The sequence below is a fragment of the Duganella sp. CT11-25 genome, from assembly GCF_047302815.1.
Lineage (GTDB): Bacteria > Pseudomonadota > Gammaproteobacteria > Burkholderiales > Burkholderiaceae_D > Rugamonas.
The window spans coordinates 6,021,813-6,038,937 of the sequence record NZ_JBKBFD010000001.1 but is presented as its reverse complement, the minus strand read 5'-3'; the positions used below and the strand labels follow the sequence as shown (position 1 = coordinate 6,038,937).

Annotated in this window: 20 protein-coding genes; 12 read left to right on the top strand and 8 right to left on the bottom strand. The window is 63.6% G+C overall.

Translation table 11 applies throughout. The features are described from left to right. Nucleotides 1-22: 22 nt before the first annotated feature. Nucleotides 23-223, top strand: coding sequence for a hypothetical protein (locus ACEN9F_RS26060; protein WP_413424776.1), 201 nt, complete (start codon nt 23-25; stop codon nt 221-223). Nucleotides 224-292: 69 nt separating this feature from the next. Here ACEN9F_RS26060 and ACEN9F_RS26055 read toward each other — a convergent pair whose 3' ends face one another. From ACEN9F_RS26055 to ACEN9F_RS26045, 3 genes are all read right to left on the bottom strand, one after another. After that, the gene (locus ACEN9F_RS26055; protein ID WP_008445950.1) at nt 293-532 is read right to left on the bottom strand and encodes a hypothetical protein; all 240 of its coding nucleotides are present in this window, start codon (nt 530-532) and stop codon (nt 293-295) included. Nucleotides 533-791: 259 nt separating this feature from the next. Then, nucleotides 792-1,055, bottom strand: coding sequence for a hypothetical protein (locus ACEN9F_RS26050; protein WP_413424773.1), 264 nt, complete (start codon nt 1,053-1,055; stop codon nt 792-794). A gap of 248 nt (nt 1,056-1,303) precedes the next feature. Then, nucleotides 1,304-2,188 carry an SDR family oxidoreductase gene (locus ACEN9F_RS26045; RefSeq protein WP_413424771.1) on the bottom strand — a complete coding sequence of 295 codons (885 nt, stop codon included), beginning with the start codon at nt 2,186-2,188 and terminating at the stop codon, nt 1,304-1,306. Between the two features lie 12 nt (nt 2,189-2,200). Here ACEN9F_RS26045 and ACEN9F_RS26040 point away from each other — a divergent pair, with 12 nt between their 5' ends. The 4 genes from ACEN9F_RS26040 to ACEN9F_RS26025 all read left to right on the top strand — a co-directional run bounded on the left by ACEN9F_RS26040 (nt 2,201) and on the right by ACEN9F_RS26025 (nt 5,607). Beyond that, on the top strand, nt 2,201-3,226 hold the full coding sequence (locus ACEN9F_RS26040; RefSeq protein WP_413424769.1) for a CDP-6-deoxy-delta-3,4-glucoseen reductase: 1,026 nt from the start codon (nt 2,201-2,203) through the stop codon (nt 3,224-3,226). Between the two features lie 62 nt (nt 3,227-3,288). Beyond that, the gene (locus ACEN9F_RS26035) at nt 3,289-4,536 is read left to right on the top strand and encodes an MFS transporter (RefSeq protein ID WP_413424767.1); all 1,248 of its coding nucleotides are present in this window, start codon (nt 3,289-3,291) and stop codon (nt 4,534-4,536) included. Then, nucleotides 4,533-5,174 (top strand): DUF1345 domain-containing protein, encoded by a 642-nt coding sequence (locus tag ACEN9F_RS26030; protein ID WP_413424765.1) that lies wholly within the window; start codon nt 4,533-4,535, stop codon nt 5,172-5,174. Before ACEN9F_RS26035 ends, ACEN9F_RS26030 begins: the two co-directional genes overlap by 4 nt. 70 nt (nt 5,175-5,244) lie before the next feature. Next, a complete protein-coding gene (locus ACEN9F_RS26025) occupies nt 5,245-5,607 on the top strand; it encodes an HPF/RaiA family ribosome-associated protein (protein ID WP_413424763.1) in 363 nt (120 codons plus the stop codon). 16 nt (nt 5,608-5,623) lie between these two features. Here the strand turns inward: ACEN9F_RS26025 and ACEN9F_RS26020 are convergent, their stop codons facing one another. Next, nucleotides 5,624-6,403, bottom strand: a complete 780-nt coding sequence (locus ACEN9F_RS26020; RefSeq protein WP_413424761.1) for a helical backbone metal receptor — start codon at nt 6,401-6,403, stop codon at nt 5,624-5,626. A gap of 164 nt (nt 6,404-6,567) precedes the next feature. Here ACEN9F_RS26020 and ACEN9F_RS26015 point away from each other — a divergent pair, with 164 nt between their 5' ends. Next, nucleotides 6,568-7,554 carry a GGDEF domain-containing protein gene (locus tag ACEN9F_RS26015; RefSeq protein WP_413424759.1) on the top strand — a complete coding sequence of 329 codons (987 nt, stop codon included), beginning with the start codon at nt 6,568-6,570 and terminating at the stop codon, nt 7,552-7,554. Here ACEN9F_RS26015 and ACEN9F_RS26010 read toward each other — a convergent pair. After that, nucleotides 7,544-8,107, bottom strand: coding sequence for a DUF5610 domain-containing protein (locus tag ACEN9F_RS26010; RefSeq protein ID WP_413424758.1), 564 nt, complete (start codon nt 8,105-8,107; stop codon nt 7,544-7,546). The two genes, ACEN9F_RS26015 and ACEN9F_RS26010, sit on opposite strands and share 11 nt — an antisense overlap. A 76-nt stretch (nt 8,108-8,183) precedes the next feature. Between ACEN9F_RS26010 and sbcB the strand changes: the two genes are divergently transcribed. Then, on the top strand, nt 8,184-9,626 hold the full coding sequence (sbcB, locus tag ACEN9F_RS26005) for an exodeoxyribonuclease I (protein ID WP_413424756.1): 1,443 nt from the start codon (nt 8,184-8,186) through the stop codon (nt 9,624-9,626). A gap of 9 nt (nt 9,627-9,635) precedes the next feature. Here sbcB and pyrF read toward each other — a convergent pair whose 3' ends face one another. Further along, nucleotides 9,636-10,457 (bottom strand): orotidine-5'-phosphate decarboxylase, encoded by an 822-nt coding sequence (pyrF, locus tag ACEN9F_RS26000; RefSeq protein ID WP_413424754.1) that lies wholly within the window; start codon nt 10,455-10,457, stop codon nt 9,636-9,638. A 94-nt stretch (nt 10,458-10,551) separates the two neighbouring features. On the opposite strand from pyrF, the gene ACEN9F_RS25995 reads away from it, so the two are divergent. The 3 genes from ACEN9F_RS25995 (at nt 10,552) to ACEN9F_RS25985 (ending at nt 12,838) form a co-directional block, all read left to right on the top strand. Further along, complete coding sequence (locus ACEN9F_RS25995; RefSeq protein WP_413424752.1) at nt 10,552-11,313, top strand: SDR family NAD(P)-dependent oxidoreductase; 762 nt, start codon at nt 10,552-10,554, stop codon at nt 11,311-11,313. A gap of 315 nt (nt 11,314-11,628) precedes the next feature. Next, the gene (locus tag ACEN9F_RS25990; RefSeq protein ID WP_413424750.1) at nt 11,629-12,021 is read left to right on the top strand and encodes a VanZ family protein; all 393 of its coding nucleotides are present in this window, start codon (nt 11,629-11,631) and stop codon (nt 12,019-12,021) included. A 364-nt stretch (nt 12,022-12,385) separates the two neighbouring features. Next, complete coding sequence (locus ACEN9F_RS25985; RefSeq protein WP_413424748.1) at nt 12,386-12,838, top strand: hypothetical protein; 453 nt, start codon at nt 12,386-12,388, stop codon at nt 12,836-12,838. A 5-nt stretch (nt 12,839-12,843) separates the two neighbouring features. Here ACEN9F_RS25985 and ACEN9F_RS25980 read toward each other — a convergent pair whose 3' ends face one another. Continuing rightward, nucleotides 12,844-13,755: a TraB/GumN family protein gene (locus ACEN9F_RS25980; RefSeq protein ID WP_413424746.1), complete on the bottom strand. Its 912-nt coding sequence runs from the start codon at nt 13,753-13,755 to the stop codon at nt 12,844-12,846. Between the two features lie 226 nt (nt 13,756-13,981). Continuing rightward, the gene (locus ACEN9F_RS25975; protein WP_413424744.1) at nt 13,982-14,749 is read right to left on the bottom strand and encodes a substrate-binding periplasmic protein; all 768 of its coding nucleotides are present in this window, start codon (nt 14,747-14,749) and stop codon (nt 13,982-13,984) included. A 72-nt stretch (nt 14,750-14,821) separates the two neighbouring features. Between ACEN9F_RS25975 and ACEN9F_RS25970 the strand changes: the two genes are divergently transcribed. Next, a complete protein-coding gene (locus ACEN9F_RS25970) occupies nt 14,822-15,829 on the top strand; it encodes an LLM class flavin-dependent oxidoreductase (protein WP_413424742.1) in 1,008 nt (335 codons plus the stop codon). A 113-nt stretch (nt 15,830-15,942) separates the two neighbouring features. Then, a complete protein-coding gene (locus ACEN9F_RS25965; RefSeq protein ID WP_413427182.1) occupies nt 15,943-17,091 on the top strand; it encodes an MFS transporter in 1,149 nt (382 codons plus the stop codon). The last annotated feature ends 34 nt before the right edge of the window (nt 17,092-17,125 follow it).

Genomic DNA, 17,125 nt, shown 5'->3' with positions numbered 1-17,125 from the left:
CTACAGATGATGGGAGTTCATCATGGCCGTCAATACCGTCGCCCCGAGCAATGCCACCATACAAGCAACGCCGCCTCGCCAGCCTGAGCCGGTGAAGGCGGTCGATAAGCCTGCCGAGCAGGTCACGCCGCCGGCGCCGCCCCCGCCGCCGCAAGCGGCGACCGCCCCGAGCGTCAATACCAGCGGCCAGCGCATCGGCACCACGATCAGCACCTCCGCCTGAACCAGGCCCGCTTAAAAAAACGGCGCGTTACCGAAAGGTACGCGCCGTTTTCTATTGGGCTCGCCGATATCAGGCAGCCATCAGTTCGCGCAGTTCGCGAATGCTGAAATCGCTGATCTCATGCATGCGAATCAGGATGGTCGCGCCGATCGGCAGCGTATTGTGGCGGATCTTGCTGATCACCGGCGGAGCAACTTCCAGCGCGCGCGACAGGGCCGCATCGTTTTTCAGTTGCAGTTTCTCGATGATCGCATCCAGCACGCGGTTCGGGTTGTAGGTAGGCGACGCAGTGATTTCTTTGATAGACATAATGTTTAGGTAGGTTCTTGGCCGTCTTTGGCAAAAAAACGACACATGGGTAAGAAAAATTTTTAGCTCAATTACCAGTGAAGCACTACAAAACACAGACATTTATGCCGGTTTTTAGTGCCAAGCCGAGATAATACACGTTTCCGTTAACGAACGGCTAACTCGTCAGACATTTCTGTGAGATTTAGAGAGATTTTACCCCTATTTCTTGTGCTAGGAAGATATTTCTTGTAAAAAAAAGTATAAAAGCTGGTAAAGATCAGTTTGGACGGCTGATGCCGGCGGCAAGGAAACACCATTCAACGGCCAGCAAAGTGGCCAGTTGGGCGATCGTGCCTGGGAAGAACAAGGTGGTGGAAGAGAGATGGTCGATGTTGCCGAAGCCGCCGTCAGGGCTGCAATGCCAGCCCAGCTGGCGGCGGATTTCTTCCGGCATCGGGGGCGGGCAGCGGTCGAAGGCGCGCTGGCGCTGGTGCATATAGGCGCGAACCTGTTCCTTGGTCGGATGCAAAGTGGCTAGCATACGCGCGCTCCTTCGTGAAGAATGGCTAACAATATCGCATCATGCGACGACTTGATTGATATGCATCATGCAAGTCATCTTATAAGTCTGACACAGAAAGCCGACACCAAGCTTACACTGGTTTAAGTTTCGCTACTATTTACATAGCTTTACACGGGTTAGCGCTTGCTTTCTGGCTTGCCCGCGCTAGTAAATGCCGTTTTGGCATCTTTACGCATAATAGGTGCTTAAAGATGTAAGGCGACATTCTAACGCAGCGCGTGTAGCGTATCGGCCACGGTGGCGTAGCGCAGGCGCACGCCCAGCTCGCGCTTGATGCGGCCGTTGCTCAGCCGGCGCGACTCCGACATAAACGATAGCAAGGCCGGCGTCACCACCTGTTGCAATTCCGCACGCGGCAGGCGCGGCGGACGCGGCAACTGGAAAGCATCGGCCACCACGTCGAAATACTGCGCCATCTTCATATCGCTGTCATCCACCGCGTGGTAGATACGGTTAGGCAACGCACGAAACAGCGCGCGGGCGATGATGGCGGCCAGGTCGTCGGCGTGGATGTGGTTGGTGTACACGTCGTCGGCCTCGATCAGCGCCGGCGTGCCCAGCCGCAGCCGCTTGAGCGGCAGCCGGTCGGCGCCGTAAATGCCCGGCACGCGCAGGATGGACAGCGAGGACTGCGCCCGCCGCGCCCAGCGGCGCAACACCCGTTCGGCATCGACCCGGCGCAGCGCGCGCGCGTTGCGCGGCGCCACCGGGCGGCTCTCGTCGAACAGCGCGCCGCCGCAATCGCCGTAGACGCCGGTGGTACTGACATAAACCAGACGGCCGTGCTCAGGTAAAATGGCGGTCAGGTTGCGCGTGCGGCTGTCCAGCACCCCGTCGGCCGGGGGCGGCGCCAGGTGCACCACGGCTTGCGCCAGCCCGCACAGGCGGCGCAAGGTGGCGGGCTGGTCCAGGTCGGCCACCAGCGGCACGGCGCCCAGCGCGCGCAATTCGGCGCAGCGCGACGGCTGGCTGGTGGTGGCGAACACGCGGAAATGCCGGGTCAGCAGCGGCAGCAGCCGCATGCCGACATCGCCGCAGCCGACGATCAGCAGGCGCGGCCGGCGGAATTTTTGTCTATTTAGGTTTCTCATCAGAAGGATTGTATGACGTTTCAAATTACTGTACAGCCTAGCGGCCACCAATTCAGCTGCGAGGAAGACGAAACCGTGCTGTCGGCGGCCATGCGCGCCGGTGTCGGCCTGCCCTACGGCTGCAAGAATGGCGCCTGCAGCTCCTGCCGCGGCAAGGTGGTCTCGGGCTCGGTGACGCACAAGCCGCACCAGGAGCGCGCGCTGAGCAAGGAAGATGAAGCCAAGGGCTACTCGCTGTTCTGCTGCGCCGTCGCCAGGGAAGACCTGGTGATCGAGGCGCGCGAAGTGGCCGGCAGCGACGACTATCCGATCCGCAAAATGCCGTCGCGCGTGGCGACACTGGAAAAGGTCGCGCCGGACGTGGTCGTCATGACCCTGCAACTGCCGGCCAATGAAACGCTGAAATTCCGCGCCGGCCAGTACATCGAATTCATGCTGCGCGACGGCAAGCGCCGCAGCTACAGCCTGGCCTCGCCGCCGGACCAGGACCAGCCGCTGGCGCTGCACATCCGCCACATGCCGGGCGGCCTGTTCACCGACCAGGTGTTCAGCACCCTGAAGGAACGCGACATCCTGCGCTTCGAAGGCCCGATGGGCACCTTCTTCGTGCGCGAGGACAGCGACAAGCCGATGGTGCTGCTGGCTTCCGGCACCGGCTTCGCGCCGATCAAGGCCATCGTCGAGCACCTGCGCGCGCAAAACTCCACCCGCCCGATGACGCTGTACTGGGGCGGCCGCCGTCCGCAGGACTTGTACATGGACGCGCTGTGCCGCCAGTGGGAAGCGATCCTGCCGAACTTCACCTACGTTCCCGTGGTCTCGGCCCCGCTGCCGGAAGACCACTGGAGCGGCCGCACCGGCTTCGTCCACGCCGCCGTCATGGCCGACCTGCCGGACCTGTCCGGCCACCAGGTCTACGCCTGCGGCGCGCCTATCGTGGTGGAATCGGCCAAGCGCGATTTCACCGCCATCTGTAGTTTGCCCGAGGACGAATTCTACGCCGACGCCTTCACCACAGAAGCCGACATCAACAAGTAATTCCATCCACCGGGAGCGGACAGGGATGCGGAGTCCCAGGCCTCCGCTCCCTGAAAGCGCCAATGTCCGACAGTAGCTCCTCCAACGGTTTCAGCGTCCTGCGCCACCGTAACTTCACCCTGTATCTCACCGCCCGCACGCTCGCCACCCTGGCCGTGCAAATGCAAAACGTCGCGATCGGCTGGCAAGTCTATTCGATGACGCACAACCTGTTCGACCTCGGCCTGATCGGCCTGGCGCAGTTCGCGCCCTTCCTGTTGCTGATCCTGATCGCCGGCCACGCCGCCGACCGCTACGACCGCCGCAACCTGATCGCCCTCGCGCTCGGCGCGCAACTGCTGTGCGGCCTGATGCTGCTGGGCTTCACCTACACCGGGCTGAGCGCCGTGTGGCCGGTGTTTGCCGTGCTGGTGCTGTACGGCAGCGCGCGCGCCTTCATGGGGCCGGCCACGCAGGCCATCCTGGTCAACCTGGTGCCGCAGGAAAGCTTCAGCAAGGCCGTCGCGCTCAGTTCGTCCAGCTTCCATGTCGCCGTCATCCTCGGGCCGACGCTGGGCGGCCTGTTCTACCTGGCCGGGCCGAAAACGGTGTATATGATTTCCACCGCGCTGCTGGTCACCGCCGTGGTGCTGATGTGCCCGGTCAAATCGGTCAAGCAGGCCAGCGCCAGCGGCCCCGCCTCCTGGCACACGGTGCTGGAAGGCTTGCGCTTCGTCTGGTCCAAGCCGGTGGTGCTGGGCGCGATCTCGCTCGACCTGTTCGCCGTGCTGTTCGGCGGCGCCACCGCGCTGCTGCCGGCGCTGGCGCACGACGTGCTGCACATCGGCCCGAGCGGCCTCGGCATGCTGCGCACCGCGCCCGGCGCCGGCGCCGCGCTGTGCTCGATCGCGCTGGCTTTCTTCCCGATCACGCGCCGGGTCGGCCTGTGGATGCTGGGCGGCGTCGCCGTGTTCGGCCTCGGCACGCTGGTGCTGGGCGCCACCTCCACCTTCCTGGTCGCGCTGGTGGCCTTGTTCGTGATGGGCGCCGGCGACATGATCAGCGTCTACGTGCGGCACCTGCTGGTGCAGTACGAAACGCCGGACGCAATCCGCGGCCGCGTCAGCGCGGTCAACTCGGTGTTCATCGGCGCCTCCAACGAACTGGGCGAATTTGAATCGGGCATCACCGCCGGCTGGATGGGCCTGACCCGCGCGGTGCTGTTCGGCGGCGCGGCGACCCTGGCTGTAACGGGCGCATGGGCGGTGCTGTTTCCGGTATTGTCGCGCATGGACCGCTTCCCGCACGACCTCATCGAAGATAAAAAATGAAACTGCCCCTGCCCGGCATCATCCACAGCCGCCCCCACCTGAGCGTGGCCGTCGTGCTGGGCGCGCTGGCCGCGCCCTTGCTGCCGGCGGACTGGCCGTGGCTGTCGCGCCTGCTGACCGCGTGGGACGTGGTGGTGTGGAGCTACCTGGCGATGATGACGGTGATGATGCTGCGCGCCGACCACCACGACATCCGCCGCGCCGCCCGCAAGCAGGACGAGAAAGGCCCGGTGATCCTGAGCACGCTGTCGCTGGCGGTGATGGTCAGCCTGGCCGCCATCGTCTCGCAGTTGTCGGGGGGCGGCAAGGCCATGCACTACGGCTTCGTGGCGCTGACCCTGGTCGGCTCGTGGTTCATGGTCGGCATCATGTTCTGCTCGCACTACGCGCACCTGTACTACGAAAACGAGACCGCCGAGCCGCCGCTGGGTTTCCCGGACCGCAGCCTGCAGCCGAACTACTGGGATTTCCTGTACTTCTCGTTCACCATCTGCGTCGCGGTGCAAACCTCGGACGTGGTCGTGCGCAGCCGCAGCCTGCGCAAGGTGGTGCTGGGCCAGTCGGTGCTGTGCTTCTTCTACAACCTGGCCATCCTCGGCCTGTCGATCAATATTGCCGCATCGCTCATCAACGGTTAAGTTCTTAACGAGAACCTAAGGCGAAAAGGAGTAATATTGATCTGCAGTTCAACAAAAGAGGAGCAAGCGTATGCAAATCAATATCAATGCCGACAAAACCATCGATCGCCATGCCAGCCTTGACCAGCATGTGCAATCCGTCGTGAGCAATGCCCTCCACCGCTTCGGCGAACAGATCACCAGCGTAGAAGTCCACCTGAGCGACAACCTGGGCCAGAAATCGGCCGACGGCGACAATCGCTGCCTGATGGAAGCGCGCCTGACCGGCTACAAACCGATCGCCGTCAGCGATCACGCGGCCACGCTGCACCAGGCCATAGGCGGTTCCGCCGATAAACTCAAACGCGCCATCGACAGCGCACTGGGACGCCTGCACGACAGCAAGCGCCACGCCAACGGCGCCGTGCCGGTCGAAGACGACGACGAGGAATAAGCCAGGCTCGCGGGGGCTAGCGCCGCGCCAGCTCCCGCAAGTACCGCAATCCCTGCAGCGACCTGCTGCCATACCACGACATCATCTCCCCATCGACCAGCAGCACCGGCTTGCCGATCTGCTTTTCCAGGGCGTCCGCATGCGCTTCCGTAAACCGGTAAGGCTCGCTCGACAGCAAGACGCCGTCGACGCCGGCGATCAGTCCGGACGACCACTCGAAGCGCGGATAGCGCACCTCGCCCAGCGCCGGCACGCTCCAGCCGATTTCCTCCAGCATGCGGGCGATATAGGTATCGCGCGAAATCGTCATCCACGGATCCTGCCAGATGCAGTACAACATGGTTTGCGGCGGTCCCTTGGGCGCGGCCCGCAGCAGCGCGTACTCGGCCTCGAAGGCGGCGCACCACGCCTCGGCCTGCGGTTCGCGGCAGAACACGCCGCCCATCAGCCGCGCCAGCGCCAGGTTGTCGCGCGGGCGGACCGGGTGCGTGACGACGATGTGGGGAATGAACTCCGCCAGCAGGTCGACGGTCGGCTTTTCGTTCTCGTCGATATTGACCACCAGATGGGTCGGCGCCAGCTTGCGGATTTTCTCGATATTCACATCCTTGGTGCCGCCGACCTTGGGAATCGCCTGCACCACCTCCGCCGGATGGATGCAGAAGCCGGTGCGGCCGGCGATCTGCGCGGCCAGCCCCAGCTCGCACAGCAGCTCGGTGATCGACGGCACCAGCGTCACGATCCTCGCCTGCGGATCGGCGGCGTGCACGGTGCCCAGCGCGTCGGTGTAAGCCATGGTTGTTTCCGTTCGGTTGCGAAGCCGGTATTGAAGCACTGGAAGCGATGCAACGCAACAACTGCCTGTGCGAAATTTACACGCTTGTCCCGGACAAGCCCCAAGGGTTTCGGCTATGATAAAGAAAGAACTATTACTTGCTTTTTGGCATCCGGAAGACCACCTTGAAACAGATCAGCACTTTTGGCTCATCGAGCTACCAGATCAGCGATTTACAGCTGCTGCGCAACTCGGATGACGATGCCGCCATCGCCAGGCTGCTGGCGAACTGCCCCGTCATGCAGCTGGATGCCGATGAAGCGGTGACCGAATCCAGCCGCGCGCGCCTGTACATCGTGCTGCGCGGCGCGCTGTCGGTGGCCGCCGACACCCGCACCGGCATGGCCGACGGCACGGTCAGCAAGATCCTGCCGGGCGAGAGCGTCGGCGAGCAGTCGGTGCTGGACGAGGAAGCTAACCTGTCGAGCATCACCGCGCTGGAGCACAGCGAGCTGCTGGTGATCGAGGCCGACCTGGTGTGGAAACTGATCGACGAGTCGAACGTGCTGGCGCGCAACCTGCTGCGCCTGCTGTCCTTCCGCATCCGCGCCGCCAACGCGCAGCTGCGCCGGCGCCAGAAGCTGGGCGAGTTCTACCGCCAGCTGTCGATGATCGACGGCCTGACCGGCCTGTACAACCGCGCCTGGCTTAACGACCTGATGCCGACCATGGTCAGCACCGCGCACAGCTCGCACGCGCCGCTGGCGTTGATCATGATCGATCTCGACCACTTCAAGAAGTTCAACGATACCCATGGCCACCTGGCCGGCGACCAGGCCCTGCGCGCGGCGGCCCAGGTCTTGAGCGGCGCGCTGCGGCCGACCGATTTCGCGGTGCGCTACGGTGGCGAGGAAATGATGGTGCTGCTGCCGGACACCAGCGAGAAGGTGGCGGTGGCGGTGGCCGAGCGCCTGTGCGAACGCATGCAGCAAGCCACGGTGTTTGCCGACATGCGCCAGCCGCTGCCGCACATCACGGCCTCGTTCGGCGTCGCGACCTTGCAGGCGCAGCAGACCGAACAGGACCTGGTCGCGGCCGCCGACGCCGCGCTGTACCGCGCCAAGGAACAGGGCCGCAACCGCGTGGCCCTGCAGGAAGCGCTCAGCTCGTAGCGGCCGCCGCGGCCTCTTCCGCCGGCTTGGGCTGGTGCGCGGCGATGAAGTCCGCATAACCCTGCTGCACCAGGTCGTAGGTCTTGTCGATATTGCCGGCGATGTCGCCGTTCAGCACTTTCAGGCCGTCGAGCACCTGGCGCGCCTCCTTGAAGCCCTGGTCGACGCCCTTTTTCAGCGTCTCGATGAACTTGTTGAGCACCTCGCCCTCGTCCTCGCCCTGATGCTGCTGTTTGAACGCATCGTAAAATGCGGTCGACAGCGATACAATGCGGCTCGCGGTGCCTTGCGGCGTATTGTCCTGCGACGCGGCGTTCTGGATGGCGTTATCGCCGAAATCATCCTTGAGCGCCTCATTGATGCCGGTCAGCGCGGTTTTCAGCACGACCGACAGCGGTTCGTTGGAAGAATTCAACGATACCGTCAAGGAAGCTTGTACGATAGACACATTGAGCTGCGCCTTGGCCTTGGCGGCGGCCGACATCACGCTATCGTCCTTGGGCTGGACAGGCGCGGCCGTATTGCCCGATGTTGCCGATACTGGAGTCGCCATGATGTTGCTCCTGGTGGATGTATCTAGGAATTATCGGCAGTTTTACGAATAACTGTAGCACCCATGACTGCGCCCTATGACAACACAGACTTTTCTCTGGCACGACTACGAAACCTTTGGCGCCCAGGCGCGCCGCGACCGCCCGGCACAATTTGCCGCGATCCGCACCGACGCCAACCTGAACGAGATCGGCGATCCGATCATGGTTTATTGCAAACCAGCCAACGATTTCCTGCCGGATCCGCAATCCTGCCTGATCACCGGCATCACCCCGCAGCAATGCCTGGAATGGGGCGTGCCGGAGCACAAGTTCGCCAACACCATCGAGCAGGCGTTTTCCAAGCCGGGCACGATCGGCGTCGGCTACAACACCATCCGCTTCGACGACGAGATCACCCGCTTCATGTTCTGGCGTAACCTGATCGATCCGTACGCGCGCGAATGGCAAAACCAGTGCGGCCGCTGGGACCTGCTGGACGTGGTGCGCATGACCTACGCGCTGCGCCCGGAAGGCATCGAATGGCCGCTGCGCGAAGACGGCAAGCCGAGCTTCAAGCTGGAGCACCTGGCCAAGGCCAACGGCCTGCTGCACGAGGCGGCGCACGATGCGCTGTCCGACGTCCGCGCCACCATCGCGCTGGCGCGCCTGATCAAGGAAAAGCAGCCCAAGCTGTTCGACTTCTGCTTCGCGCTGCACAAGAAGGACCGCGTGGCCGACGAGATCGGCATGCACCTGGCGCCGGGCCTGCGCGCGCCGTTCCTGCACGTGTCGGGCATGTTCCCGGCCGAACGCGGCTGCATCGCGCTGGTCTGGCCGCTGGCCACACACCCGACCAACAAGAACGAGGTGATCGTCTGGGATTGCACCTACGATCCGACCGAGCTGTTCACGCTGGACGCCGACACCATCCGCACCCGCATCTTCAGCCGCGCCGACGCGCTGCCGGAAGGCATGACGCGGCTGCCGGTCAAGAGCGTGCACCTGAACAAGTCGCCGATGCTGGTGTCCAACCTGAAGACGCTGTCGCCGGCCATGGCCGCCAGGTGGGGCATCGACCTCGAGCAAGGCAAGGCCTACGCCGCGCTGGCCGCGGCGGGCCGCAACATGGACGTGGTGTGGGAACAGGTGTTCCACCGCCCGGCCGGCGCCGAGCTGGATGTGGACGAGGATTTGTACAACGGTTTCGTCGGCAAGGAAGACCGCCGCCTGCTGGAGTCGCTGCGCAAGGAAACCCCGGCCAGGCTGGCCACGGCCTCGCCGTCGTTCGACGATCCGCGCCTGCTGGAACTGCTGTTCCGCTACCGCGCGCGCAATTTCCCGGAGACCTTATCGGAAGGCGAGATGGAGCATTGGGAGCAGCACCGCGCGGCGCGCTTCTACGAAGGCGCGGGCGGTGCGCGCAGCATCGACCAGTTCTTCGGCGAGATCGACCACCTGCAACAGGATGTCGATGAGCGCGCCGAACACATCCTGGCCGAGCTGTACGAATATGTGGAGCTGATCGCTCCAGCCCACTAAGAGGCTGGCTTAGCCGCGATGCTGATTGATGGCGTCGCGGGTCTCCAGCGCAACGCGGCGCGCGGCGCTGGCGAAGTCTTCGCCGCCCTGCGGCGTCGCGTACAGGATCGCGCGCGACGAGTTGATCATCATGCCGGTGCCGGCAGCCGTCTTGCCCGACTTGACGGTGGCCGCGATGTCGCCGCCCTGCGCGCCGATGCCCGGCACCAGCAGCGGCATGTCGCCGACGATCGCGCGCACCTGCGCCAGCTCTTCCGGGAAGGTCGCACCGACCACCAGCGCGCACTGGCCGTTGGCGTTCCACTTCTCCGCCACCAGGCGCGCCACGTGCTGATACAGCGGCTGGCCGTCGACGTTGAGGAACTGCAGGTCCGAACCGCCGGCGTTGGACGTGCGGCACAGCACGATGATGCCGCGGTCGCTCCACTCCATGTACGGCTCCACCGAATCCGAACCCATGTAGGGGCTGACGGTCACCGCGTCGGCGCCGTAGCGGTCGTAGGCTTCGCGCGCATACTGGCGCGCGGTGGCGCCGATGTCGCCGCGCTTGGCGTCCATGATCACCGGAATGTGCGGATAATGCTCGCGCGCATAGGCGCAGATCTTTTCCAGCTGGTCTTCCGCGCCCAGGGCGGCGAAGTAGGCGATCTGCGGCTTGAACGAGCACGCCAGGTCGGCCGTGGCGTCGATGATCTCGCGGCAGAAGTGGTAGATGCCTTGCGGGTCGTTCTGGAACTGGGCCGGCAGCTTGGCCATGTCCGGGTCCAGGCCCACGCACAGCAGGGAGTCGTTGGCCGTCCATGCGGCAGATAATTTGTTGATGAAAGTCACGACGCACCCTTAAAGATTATTGCAAACCCTCTATTGTAACGCGCCCGCGGCGGGCTGTTAAAATTTGCCCTCTCTCCTCAGAAAGCGTATTCCCATGAAATTATCCCAAAAAGTCGCCATCGTGACCGGCGCCACCCAAGGCATAGGCTTGGCCTGCGCCCAACGCCTGGTCGCCGAAGGCGCCAAGGTCATGCTGGTCGACATCAAGCCGGAAGGCGCCGAAGCGGCCACCGCGCTGGGCGAGCAGGCGCGCTTCTTCGCCGCCGACGTCAGCCAGAAGGCCGACGTCGATGCGCTGGTGGCCGCCACCATGGCCGCCTTCGGCCGCATCGACATCCTGATCAACAACGCCGGCGTCACCCACGCCGCCAACTTCCTCGACGTCACCGAGGACGACTTCGACCGCGTCATGCGCATCAACCTGAAATCGATGTTCCTGTGCGGCCAGGCCGTCGCGCGCGAAATGGTCAAGCAGCGGAGCGGCTGCATCATCAATATGTCGAGCGTCAACGCCGAACTGGCGATCCCGAACCAGGTGCCGTATGTGGTGTCCAAGGGCGCGATCAACCAGCTGACCAAGGTGATGTCGCTCAACCTGGTCGAGCACGGCATCCGCGTCAACGGCATCGGTCCCGGCACGATCCTGACCGAACTGGCCAAGAAAGCCGTGATGTCCAGCCCGGAATCGCGCAACACCATTTTGTCGCGCACGCCGATGGGCCGCTGCGGCGAGCCGGAGGAAGTAGCGTCGATCGCGGCCTTCCTCGCCAGCGACGACGCCAGCTACATGACCGGCCAGACGCTGTATGTGGACGGCGGCCGTTTGGCCCTGAACTACACGGTTCCGGTCAAATAATCCGCCTTTTTGGAGAGTTATGCGCCCGCCTGATGTCTGGTATCTGAAAGAACAATTAGACACATATCTGGCGACGCCGCATAATGCACCTGTCTCCACTATTCTCCTCCAAGAAAATAGTTTTAAGCCCGCTTTAACCAGCGGGCTTTTTTTTTGCCGCTGATTTTTTTGCGCGCTGTCATAGCCGCGTCATATTGATTCCCTATACTGATTACATCTTGAGTACATGCAACCGATAGGCATGACTGAAGAAAGGTGCACCGGGCTCCCGGTGCACCACTCCCTCTTTTCTGCGGTGCATGGTATTGTCTGGTCATGATCAAGCAATTACTCCTCACCTCCTCTCATTCCCGCTTGCGCTACTGGACCGCCATCGTCCTGTACCTGATGATCCTGGTACTCGGTTCGATCCCCGGTGCGCGCCAGGACATCGGCAACGTCGCTTCCGGCCTGATCCTGCACTCGCTGGCCTACGCCGGCCTGACTTTTTTGATTTTCACCGGCGGCAAGGGCAGCGTGCCGCAACGCGCTGGCAAGGCCGTACTCACCATTGCATTGATGGGCGCGCTGGACGAGATGGTGCAAAGCCTGTTCCCCTATCGCCACGGCGCGGTGTCCGACTGGCTGGTCGATTGCAATGCCGCATTGCTGACCGCCGGCTTCATGTGGGCCTTGTGGACCCGCTTCCGCATCCAGCCGTCAAACTGACGCTACTTGCAGGCTCCTCCCGGGCCTCGCCTACCGCCAATGTCACGTCCGAGCGCATCTGCTGCAGTTGCTCGGCTTTGGCCACGCGTACCAGACCATGCAGTGCATGAAAAAACAAATGCCTGCGGCGGGGGTCCGCCCCGTCTCCGCAGGTTGAATTTATTATCTCTTCTATAATTATGTCTGTCTCGCGTGTCAACATATCGGTCTCCTCCAAAGTGATACCCAACAATTATTGCGTGTGAGTAGCATCTTTCAATTGATGTATATCAATTACAGCCGCAAGCCGGGGGAACAAATTGGGATAACGTCTCTCTGAATGAAATGACTAGTCATTTTGATTAAATTGACGGGGAGACAAAACATGAACGCAAATAAACAATGGGCTGCGGCCTTGTGCGTGATCGCCATGGCGGGATGCGCATCGGACCGGATGGACAGCGATACATCCGCCAACGGTTATTCATCCAGCACCACCAGCCCAAGCGGCAGCGGTACGGCGGCCGGCGGCAATCCGGTCACGCCCATGACCAGCAGCATGGCGCCAACCAGCGGCGGCGGCATGAACGCCAGCAGCGCGCAAGCCTCCTACGGCGTGGTGCAGGCGATCGACCAGATGCAGCGCCAGGATGTCGGTGTCGGCGCGGTGGGCGCGGCGGCGGCCGGCGGCAGCACCGGCATGCCGACCGACAAGGTGTACCGCGTCACCGTCCGCATGGACGATGGCAGCAGCCAGATGGTGGTGGTGGAATCGATGCCGAGCTACAAGATCGGCGACCGCGTCCGCTACAGCGACGGCGCGGTGATGGCCTATTAGTAGCGCTAGTAGAGCTGCTCGACCTGGTAGCCGCGCCGCTTCAGCAGCTGCGGCAAGCCATCGTCGCCCACCAGATGCAGCAGGCCGACGCCGACAAAGGCCACCTGGTCCTGCTGCATGATGCGCTCGATGTTGGCGGCCATCTCGGGATTGCGCTTGCCCAGCAGCACACGGTTCATGAAGCCGGCGGAAATGGAATCGCCGGTGGTGGCGGCCTGCCATGCGGCATGGATGCCGGGCTGGTCGGCCGCGCTCCAGGCATCGATCAGCGCCTGCGAGCGTTTCAGCGAATCGCCGTCGGCCAGGTCGGCCAGGTTTTCCAGCAGGTATTGCTCCTGCTGGCGTTCGTCCAGGCTGTCGAACAGGCTGAGCTGGTAATCGGCGCTTTCCAGCTCGCGCACGGTCTTGTCCTGCTTCTGCGCGGCGGCCAGCAGCGCGTATTCCACCGCCTGGCTGCGCTGGAAGCCGTGCAGATCCAGCTCGGTGCCGACCAGCAGGTTGGCGACCAGCCACGGCTTGTAGTGCTGTACCGATTGCAGCGACATGCCGGCCCGCGCCAGCGCCTGCACGGTTTTCTGCAAGGTGGCGGGGCTGAGGTGGTTCTGGATGCTGTCGCCCTCCGGATAGCGGCCGTGGCGCGCCAGCGCCAGCTGGAATGCCGTGTTCTCGCGGATATCCAGCTCGATCACCAGCGCCTTGGAATCGAGCAGCGCCCGCGACACCACCGGATCCAGCGGATAAACGCCATCGCGGCCCACATGGATGGTGCCGAACAGGTAACTGGTCTTGCCCTCGTGCGTCACGCGGTACAACTGGCCGCGATGCTGGATCGTGGTCGCCTCGCTCAGGCCGGCGGCAAACACCGCCTGGCAGCAGCTGATCAACAAGGCAAATAAAATGGCAAGTTTCGATGGCATGCGAAATCCCGGCGACGGTGTCGGATGCCATCGCAATAATATTAATAATGGAATAATGAGAAAGCAGGACAGTACGCCCTACCGTTTCCAATAGTAAATCAGGAAAACGCGGTGGAAAAACTATTTTTAAATACCGATGAGAATGTCGGCAAAATAAACACAGTTAAATAACAGGTCAACAATTAAAATACTGACGAAATACAAATATATTATCGACTTAACACAGTTATTTTATGCGCGCCTGGTAGCTGGAGATAATACGGGACAGTCCGCCATCCTTCGCCACCTCGCCGATCGCCTTGTTGACCTCGGCGACGCCGACCCGCCCCTGCCCGGAAACGGCGCACTGCGCCATATAGGTTTTCACCACCAGCGGCGGGTAGAGCGACAGTTTGTCGCCGACCTTCAGATAATAATCGAGCGTGCTCTGCTGGGTAATTGCATGATGCAAGCGACCGGCCGCCATCTTGCGCAGATTGGCGGACGAGGAGTGGCCGTCGTCACGCACAAAGCCGGCCCCCATCGCGCGCTCCAGTTCCGGATGGTAATACCCCAGCACCGTCGCCACCGGCTGGCCGCTCAGGTCTTTCAGGCTGCGCGGCTGCGCCACCGAGGTATCGGTCACCACCACCTCGGTCATCGGGAAAAAGCCGCGGCTCCACTGGAACTTGCCCGGCAGCCAGGGCGGCAGGTACAGGCAGATCAGATCGGCCTGGCCCTGTTCCAGCGCCAGCGCGATGCGCTTGCGCGGCAAGGGCAGGAACTGTACCTCGCGCCCCAGCTTGCCGGCCAACGCGGCGCCCAGGTCCTTGTGGATGCCGTCGACCAGATGGTCGTCGCGGAAATCCGCCATCGGCATCTCGGTGCCGGTATCGACCAGCACCACCAGCGGCGGCGTCACGGCGGCGGCCGGCCCCAGTGCCAGCGCCAGCGCGGCGGCAGCCAGCCCGCCGCCAGCGCGCTTCGGCCAATCTGTGTATGCTTGTCTACCCATATGGAAAGATTATACCCACACCCTCTCCATGGGCTTCGTTGATTAATATTCTAGCGGCCTGATATACCACCCATGATTCCATTTTCCATACTCGACCTTTCCCCGATCGCCGAAGGCAGCAACCCTTCCGCCTCGTTCCGCAACACGCTCGACCTGGCCCAGCACGGTGAACGCTGGGGCTACCAGCGCTACTGGCTGGCCGAGCACCACGGCATGCCGGGCATCGCCAGCGCGGCCACCGCCGTCGTCATGGCCCACGTGGCCGGCGGCACCTCGACCATCCGCGTCGGCGCCGGCGGCATCATGCTGCCCAACCACGCGCCGCTGGTGATCGCCGAGCAGTTCGGCACGCTGGAAGCGCTGTATCCCGGCCGCATCGACCTGGGCCTGGGCCGCGCGCCCGGCTCCGATCAGACCACCGCGCGCGCGCTGCGCCGCAACCTGGAAAGCGACGCCGACGCCTTCCCGCAGGACGTGCTGGAATTGCAAGACTATATGTCCGACGCGCCACGCCAGCGCGTGCTGGCCGTGCCCGGCAAAGGCGCCAAGGTGCCGCTGTGGATTTTGGGTTCGAGCACCTTCGGCGCGCAACTGGCCGCCCACCTGGGCCTGCCGTTCGCGTTCGCCTCGCACTTCGCGCCGCAGATGATGATGCAGGCGATCTCCCTGTACCGCAGCAACTTCCAGCCGTCGGCGCAGCTGGACAAGCCGCACGTCATGCTGGGCTTCAACGTGTTCGCCGCCGACACCGACGAAGAAGCGCAATTCCGCGCGACGTCGATGCAGCAAGCCTTCGTCAACCTGCGCACCGGCAAGCCGTCGCGCTTGCCGCCGCCGCGGGCCGGCTATCTGCAGGCGCTGCCGCCGCCGGAGCGCGCCATGCTCGACTCCGTGCTCTCCTGCACCGCGATGGGCTCGCCGGAAACGGTCGGCCGCCAGTTGCAGGACTTCATCGCCCGCACCGGCGCCGACGAGTTGATGATCACCTCGCAGATCTTCGAGCACGCGCAGCGCCTGCGCTCCTACGAGATCACGGCCGAAGTGCGGCAATCGCTGACCCGCGCGCAAGCCGGGCTGTAGGCAAAAACCGGCCACGCCCAGCAGCAATTTGCCAGGACCGGTAGAATTGCCGCCTGCAAATTGAAGGAGTTGACGTGAGCCAGTCCCACGCCCAGCAAGATATATCCCCCGGCATGGTTTGGCTGTTCGCTGTCGCGACCGGTCTCATCGTCGCCAACCTGTACTACGCGCAAACATTGATCGGCCCGATCAGCCTGGCCACCGGACTCGATCCCGGCGCGGCCGGCCTGATCGTCACGCTGACGCAGATCGGCTACTGCCTCGGCCTGCTGTTCATCGTGCCGCTGGGCGACCTGCTGGAAAACCGCCGCCTGATCTTCATCGCGCTGCTGACCACCGCCGTTGCCCTGGTGGCCGCGTCCGCCACCAGCAACGCCAGCCTGTTCCTGTTTGCCGCCTTCTGCATCGGCCTCGGTTCGGTCGCGGCGCAGATCGTCGTGCCGTTCGCCGCGCATATGTCCAGGCCAGAGACGCGCGGCAAGACGGTCGGCAAGGTCATGAGCGGCCTGCTGATGGGCATTATGCTGGCGCGTCCCGTGTCCAGCCTGATCGCCGACGCCTTCGGCTGGCATGCGATTTTCATCATCTCGGCGGTCTCGACCACCGCGCTGGCCTTCCTGCTGCGCGCCCGGCTGCCGCAACGCCAGCCCGAAGCGGGCATGCACTATTTCGCGCTGCTGGGTTCGATGTGGCATCTGCTCAAGACCACGCCCGTCCTGCGCCGCCGCGCGGCCTACCAGGCCTGCATGTTCGGCGCCTTCAGCCTGTTCTGGACGTGCGTCTCGCTGGAGCTGACGGGGCCGCACTTCAACCTGAGCCAGTCCGGCGTGGCGATCTTCGCGCTGGTCGGTGTGGCCGGCGCGATCGCCTCGCCGATCGCCGGCCACCGCGCCGACCAGGGCAAGAGCCGCTCGACCACCTTCATCGCGCTGGTCCTCGGCGTGCTGGCGTTTTCCATGCCGCTGCTGGTCCACTCGACACAGCTGGTGAACCTGGGCGTGCTGGTGGCGACCTCGATCGTGCTGGACATGGGCGTCTCCGCCAACCTGGTGACGGGCCAGCGCGCCATCTTCGCGCTGCCGCCGGAAATCCGCAGCCGCTTGAACGGGCTGTACATGGCCTTGTTCTTCATGGGCGGCGCGCTGGGCTCGTCGCTGGGCGGCTGGATGTTTGCGGCGCACGGCTGGACCGGCGTGCTGTGGACCGGCCTGGCCTTCCCGCTGACCGCGCTGTGCGTGTTCGCTACCGAGCCGCGCAAATAGCCGCTCGTTCCCGCCATGGGGCGCACGCCGGGAC

Bases quoted from the DNA above. Each gene is read 5' to 3' on its own strand.
- ACEN9F_RS25975 (WP_413424744.1), bottom strand. From the start codon at position 14,749: ATGGGTAGACAAGCATACACAGATTGGCCGAAGCGCGCTGGCGGCGGG.
- ACEN9F_RS26050 (WP_413424773.1), bottom strand. From the start codon at position 1,055: ATGCTAGCCACTTTGCATCCGACCAAGGAACAGGTTCGCGCCTATATG.
- ACEN9F_RS25985 (WP_413424748.1), top strand. From the start codon at position 12,386: ATGAACGCAAATAAACAATGGGCTGCGGCCTTGTGCGTGATCGCCATG.
- ACEN9F_RS25995 (WP_413424752.1), top strand. From the start codon at position 10,552: ATGAAATTATCCCAAAAAGTCGCCATCGTGACCGGCGCCACCCAAGGC.
- ACEN9F_RS26010 (WP_413424758.1), bottom strand. From the start codon at position 8,107: ATGGCGACTCCAGTATCGGCAACATCGGGCAATACGGCCGCGCCTGTC.
- ACEN9F_RS26055 (WP_008445950.1), bottom strand. From the start codon at position 532: ATGTCTATCAAAGAAATCACTGCGTCGCCTACCTACAACCCGAACCGC.
- ACEN9F_RS26045 (WP_413424771.1), bottom strand. From the start codon at position 2,188: ATGAGAAACCTAAATAGACAAAAATTCCGCCGGCCGCGCCTGCTGATC.
- ACEN9F_RS25990 (WP_413424750.1), top strand. From the start codon at position 11,629: ATGATCAAGCAATTACTCCTCACCTCCTCTCATTCCCGCTTGCGCTAC.
- ACEN9F_RS25970 (WP_413424742.1), top strand. From the start codon at position 14,822: ATGATTCCATTTTCCATACTCGACCTTTCCCCGATCGCCGAAGGCAGC.
- ACEN9F_RS26040 (WP_413424769.1), top strand. From the start codon at position 2,201: ATGACGTTTCAAATTACTGTACAGCCTAGCGGCCACCAATTCAGCTGC.
- ACEN9F_RS26035 (WP_413424767.1), top strand. From the start codon at position 3,289: ATGTCCGACAGTAGCTCCTCCAACGGTTTCAGCGTCCTGCGCCACCGT.
- ACEN9F_RS26020 (WP_413424761.1), bottom strand. From the start codon at position 6,403: ATGGCTTACACCGACGCGCTGGGCACCGTGCACGCCGCCGATCCGCAG.
- ACEN9F_RS25965 (WP_413427182.1), top strand. From the start codon at position 15,943: ATGGTTTGGCTGTTCGCTGTCGCGACCGGTCTCATCGTCGCCAACCTG.
- ACEN9F_RS26030 (WP_413424765.1), top strand. From the start codon at position 4,533: ATGAAACTGCCCCTGCCCGGCATCATCCACAGCCGCCCCCACCTGAGC.
- ACEN9F_RS26025 (WP_413424763.1), top strand. From the start codon at position 5,245: ATGCAAATCAATATCAATGCCGACAAAACCATCGATCGCCATGCCAGC.
- ACEN9F_RS26060 (WP_413424776.1), top strand. From the start codon at position 23: ATGGCCGTCAATACCGTCGCCCCGAGCAATGCCACCATACAAGCAACG.
- ACEN9F_RS25980 (WP_413424746.1), bottom strand. From the start codon at position 13,755: ATGCCATCGAAACTTGCCATTTTATTTGCCTTGTTGATCAGCTGCTGC.
- sbcB (WP_413424756.1), top strand. From the start codon at position 8,184: ATGACAACACAGACTTTTCTCTGGCACGACTACGAAACCTTTGGCGCC.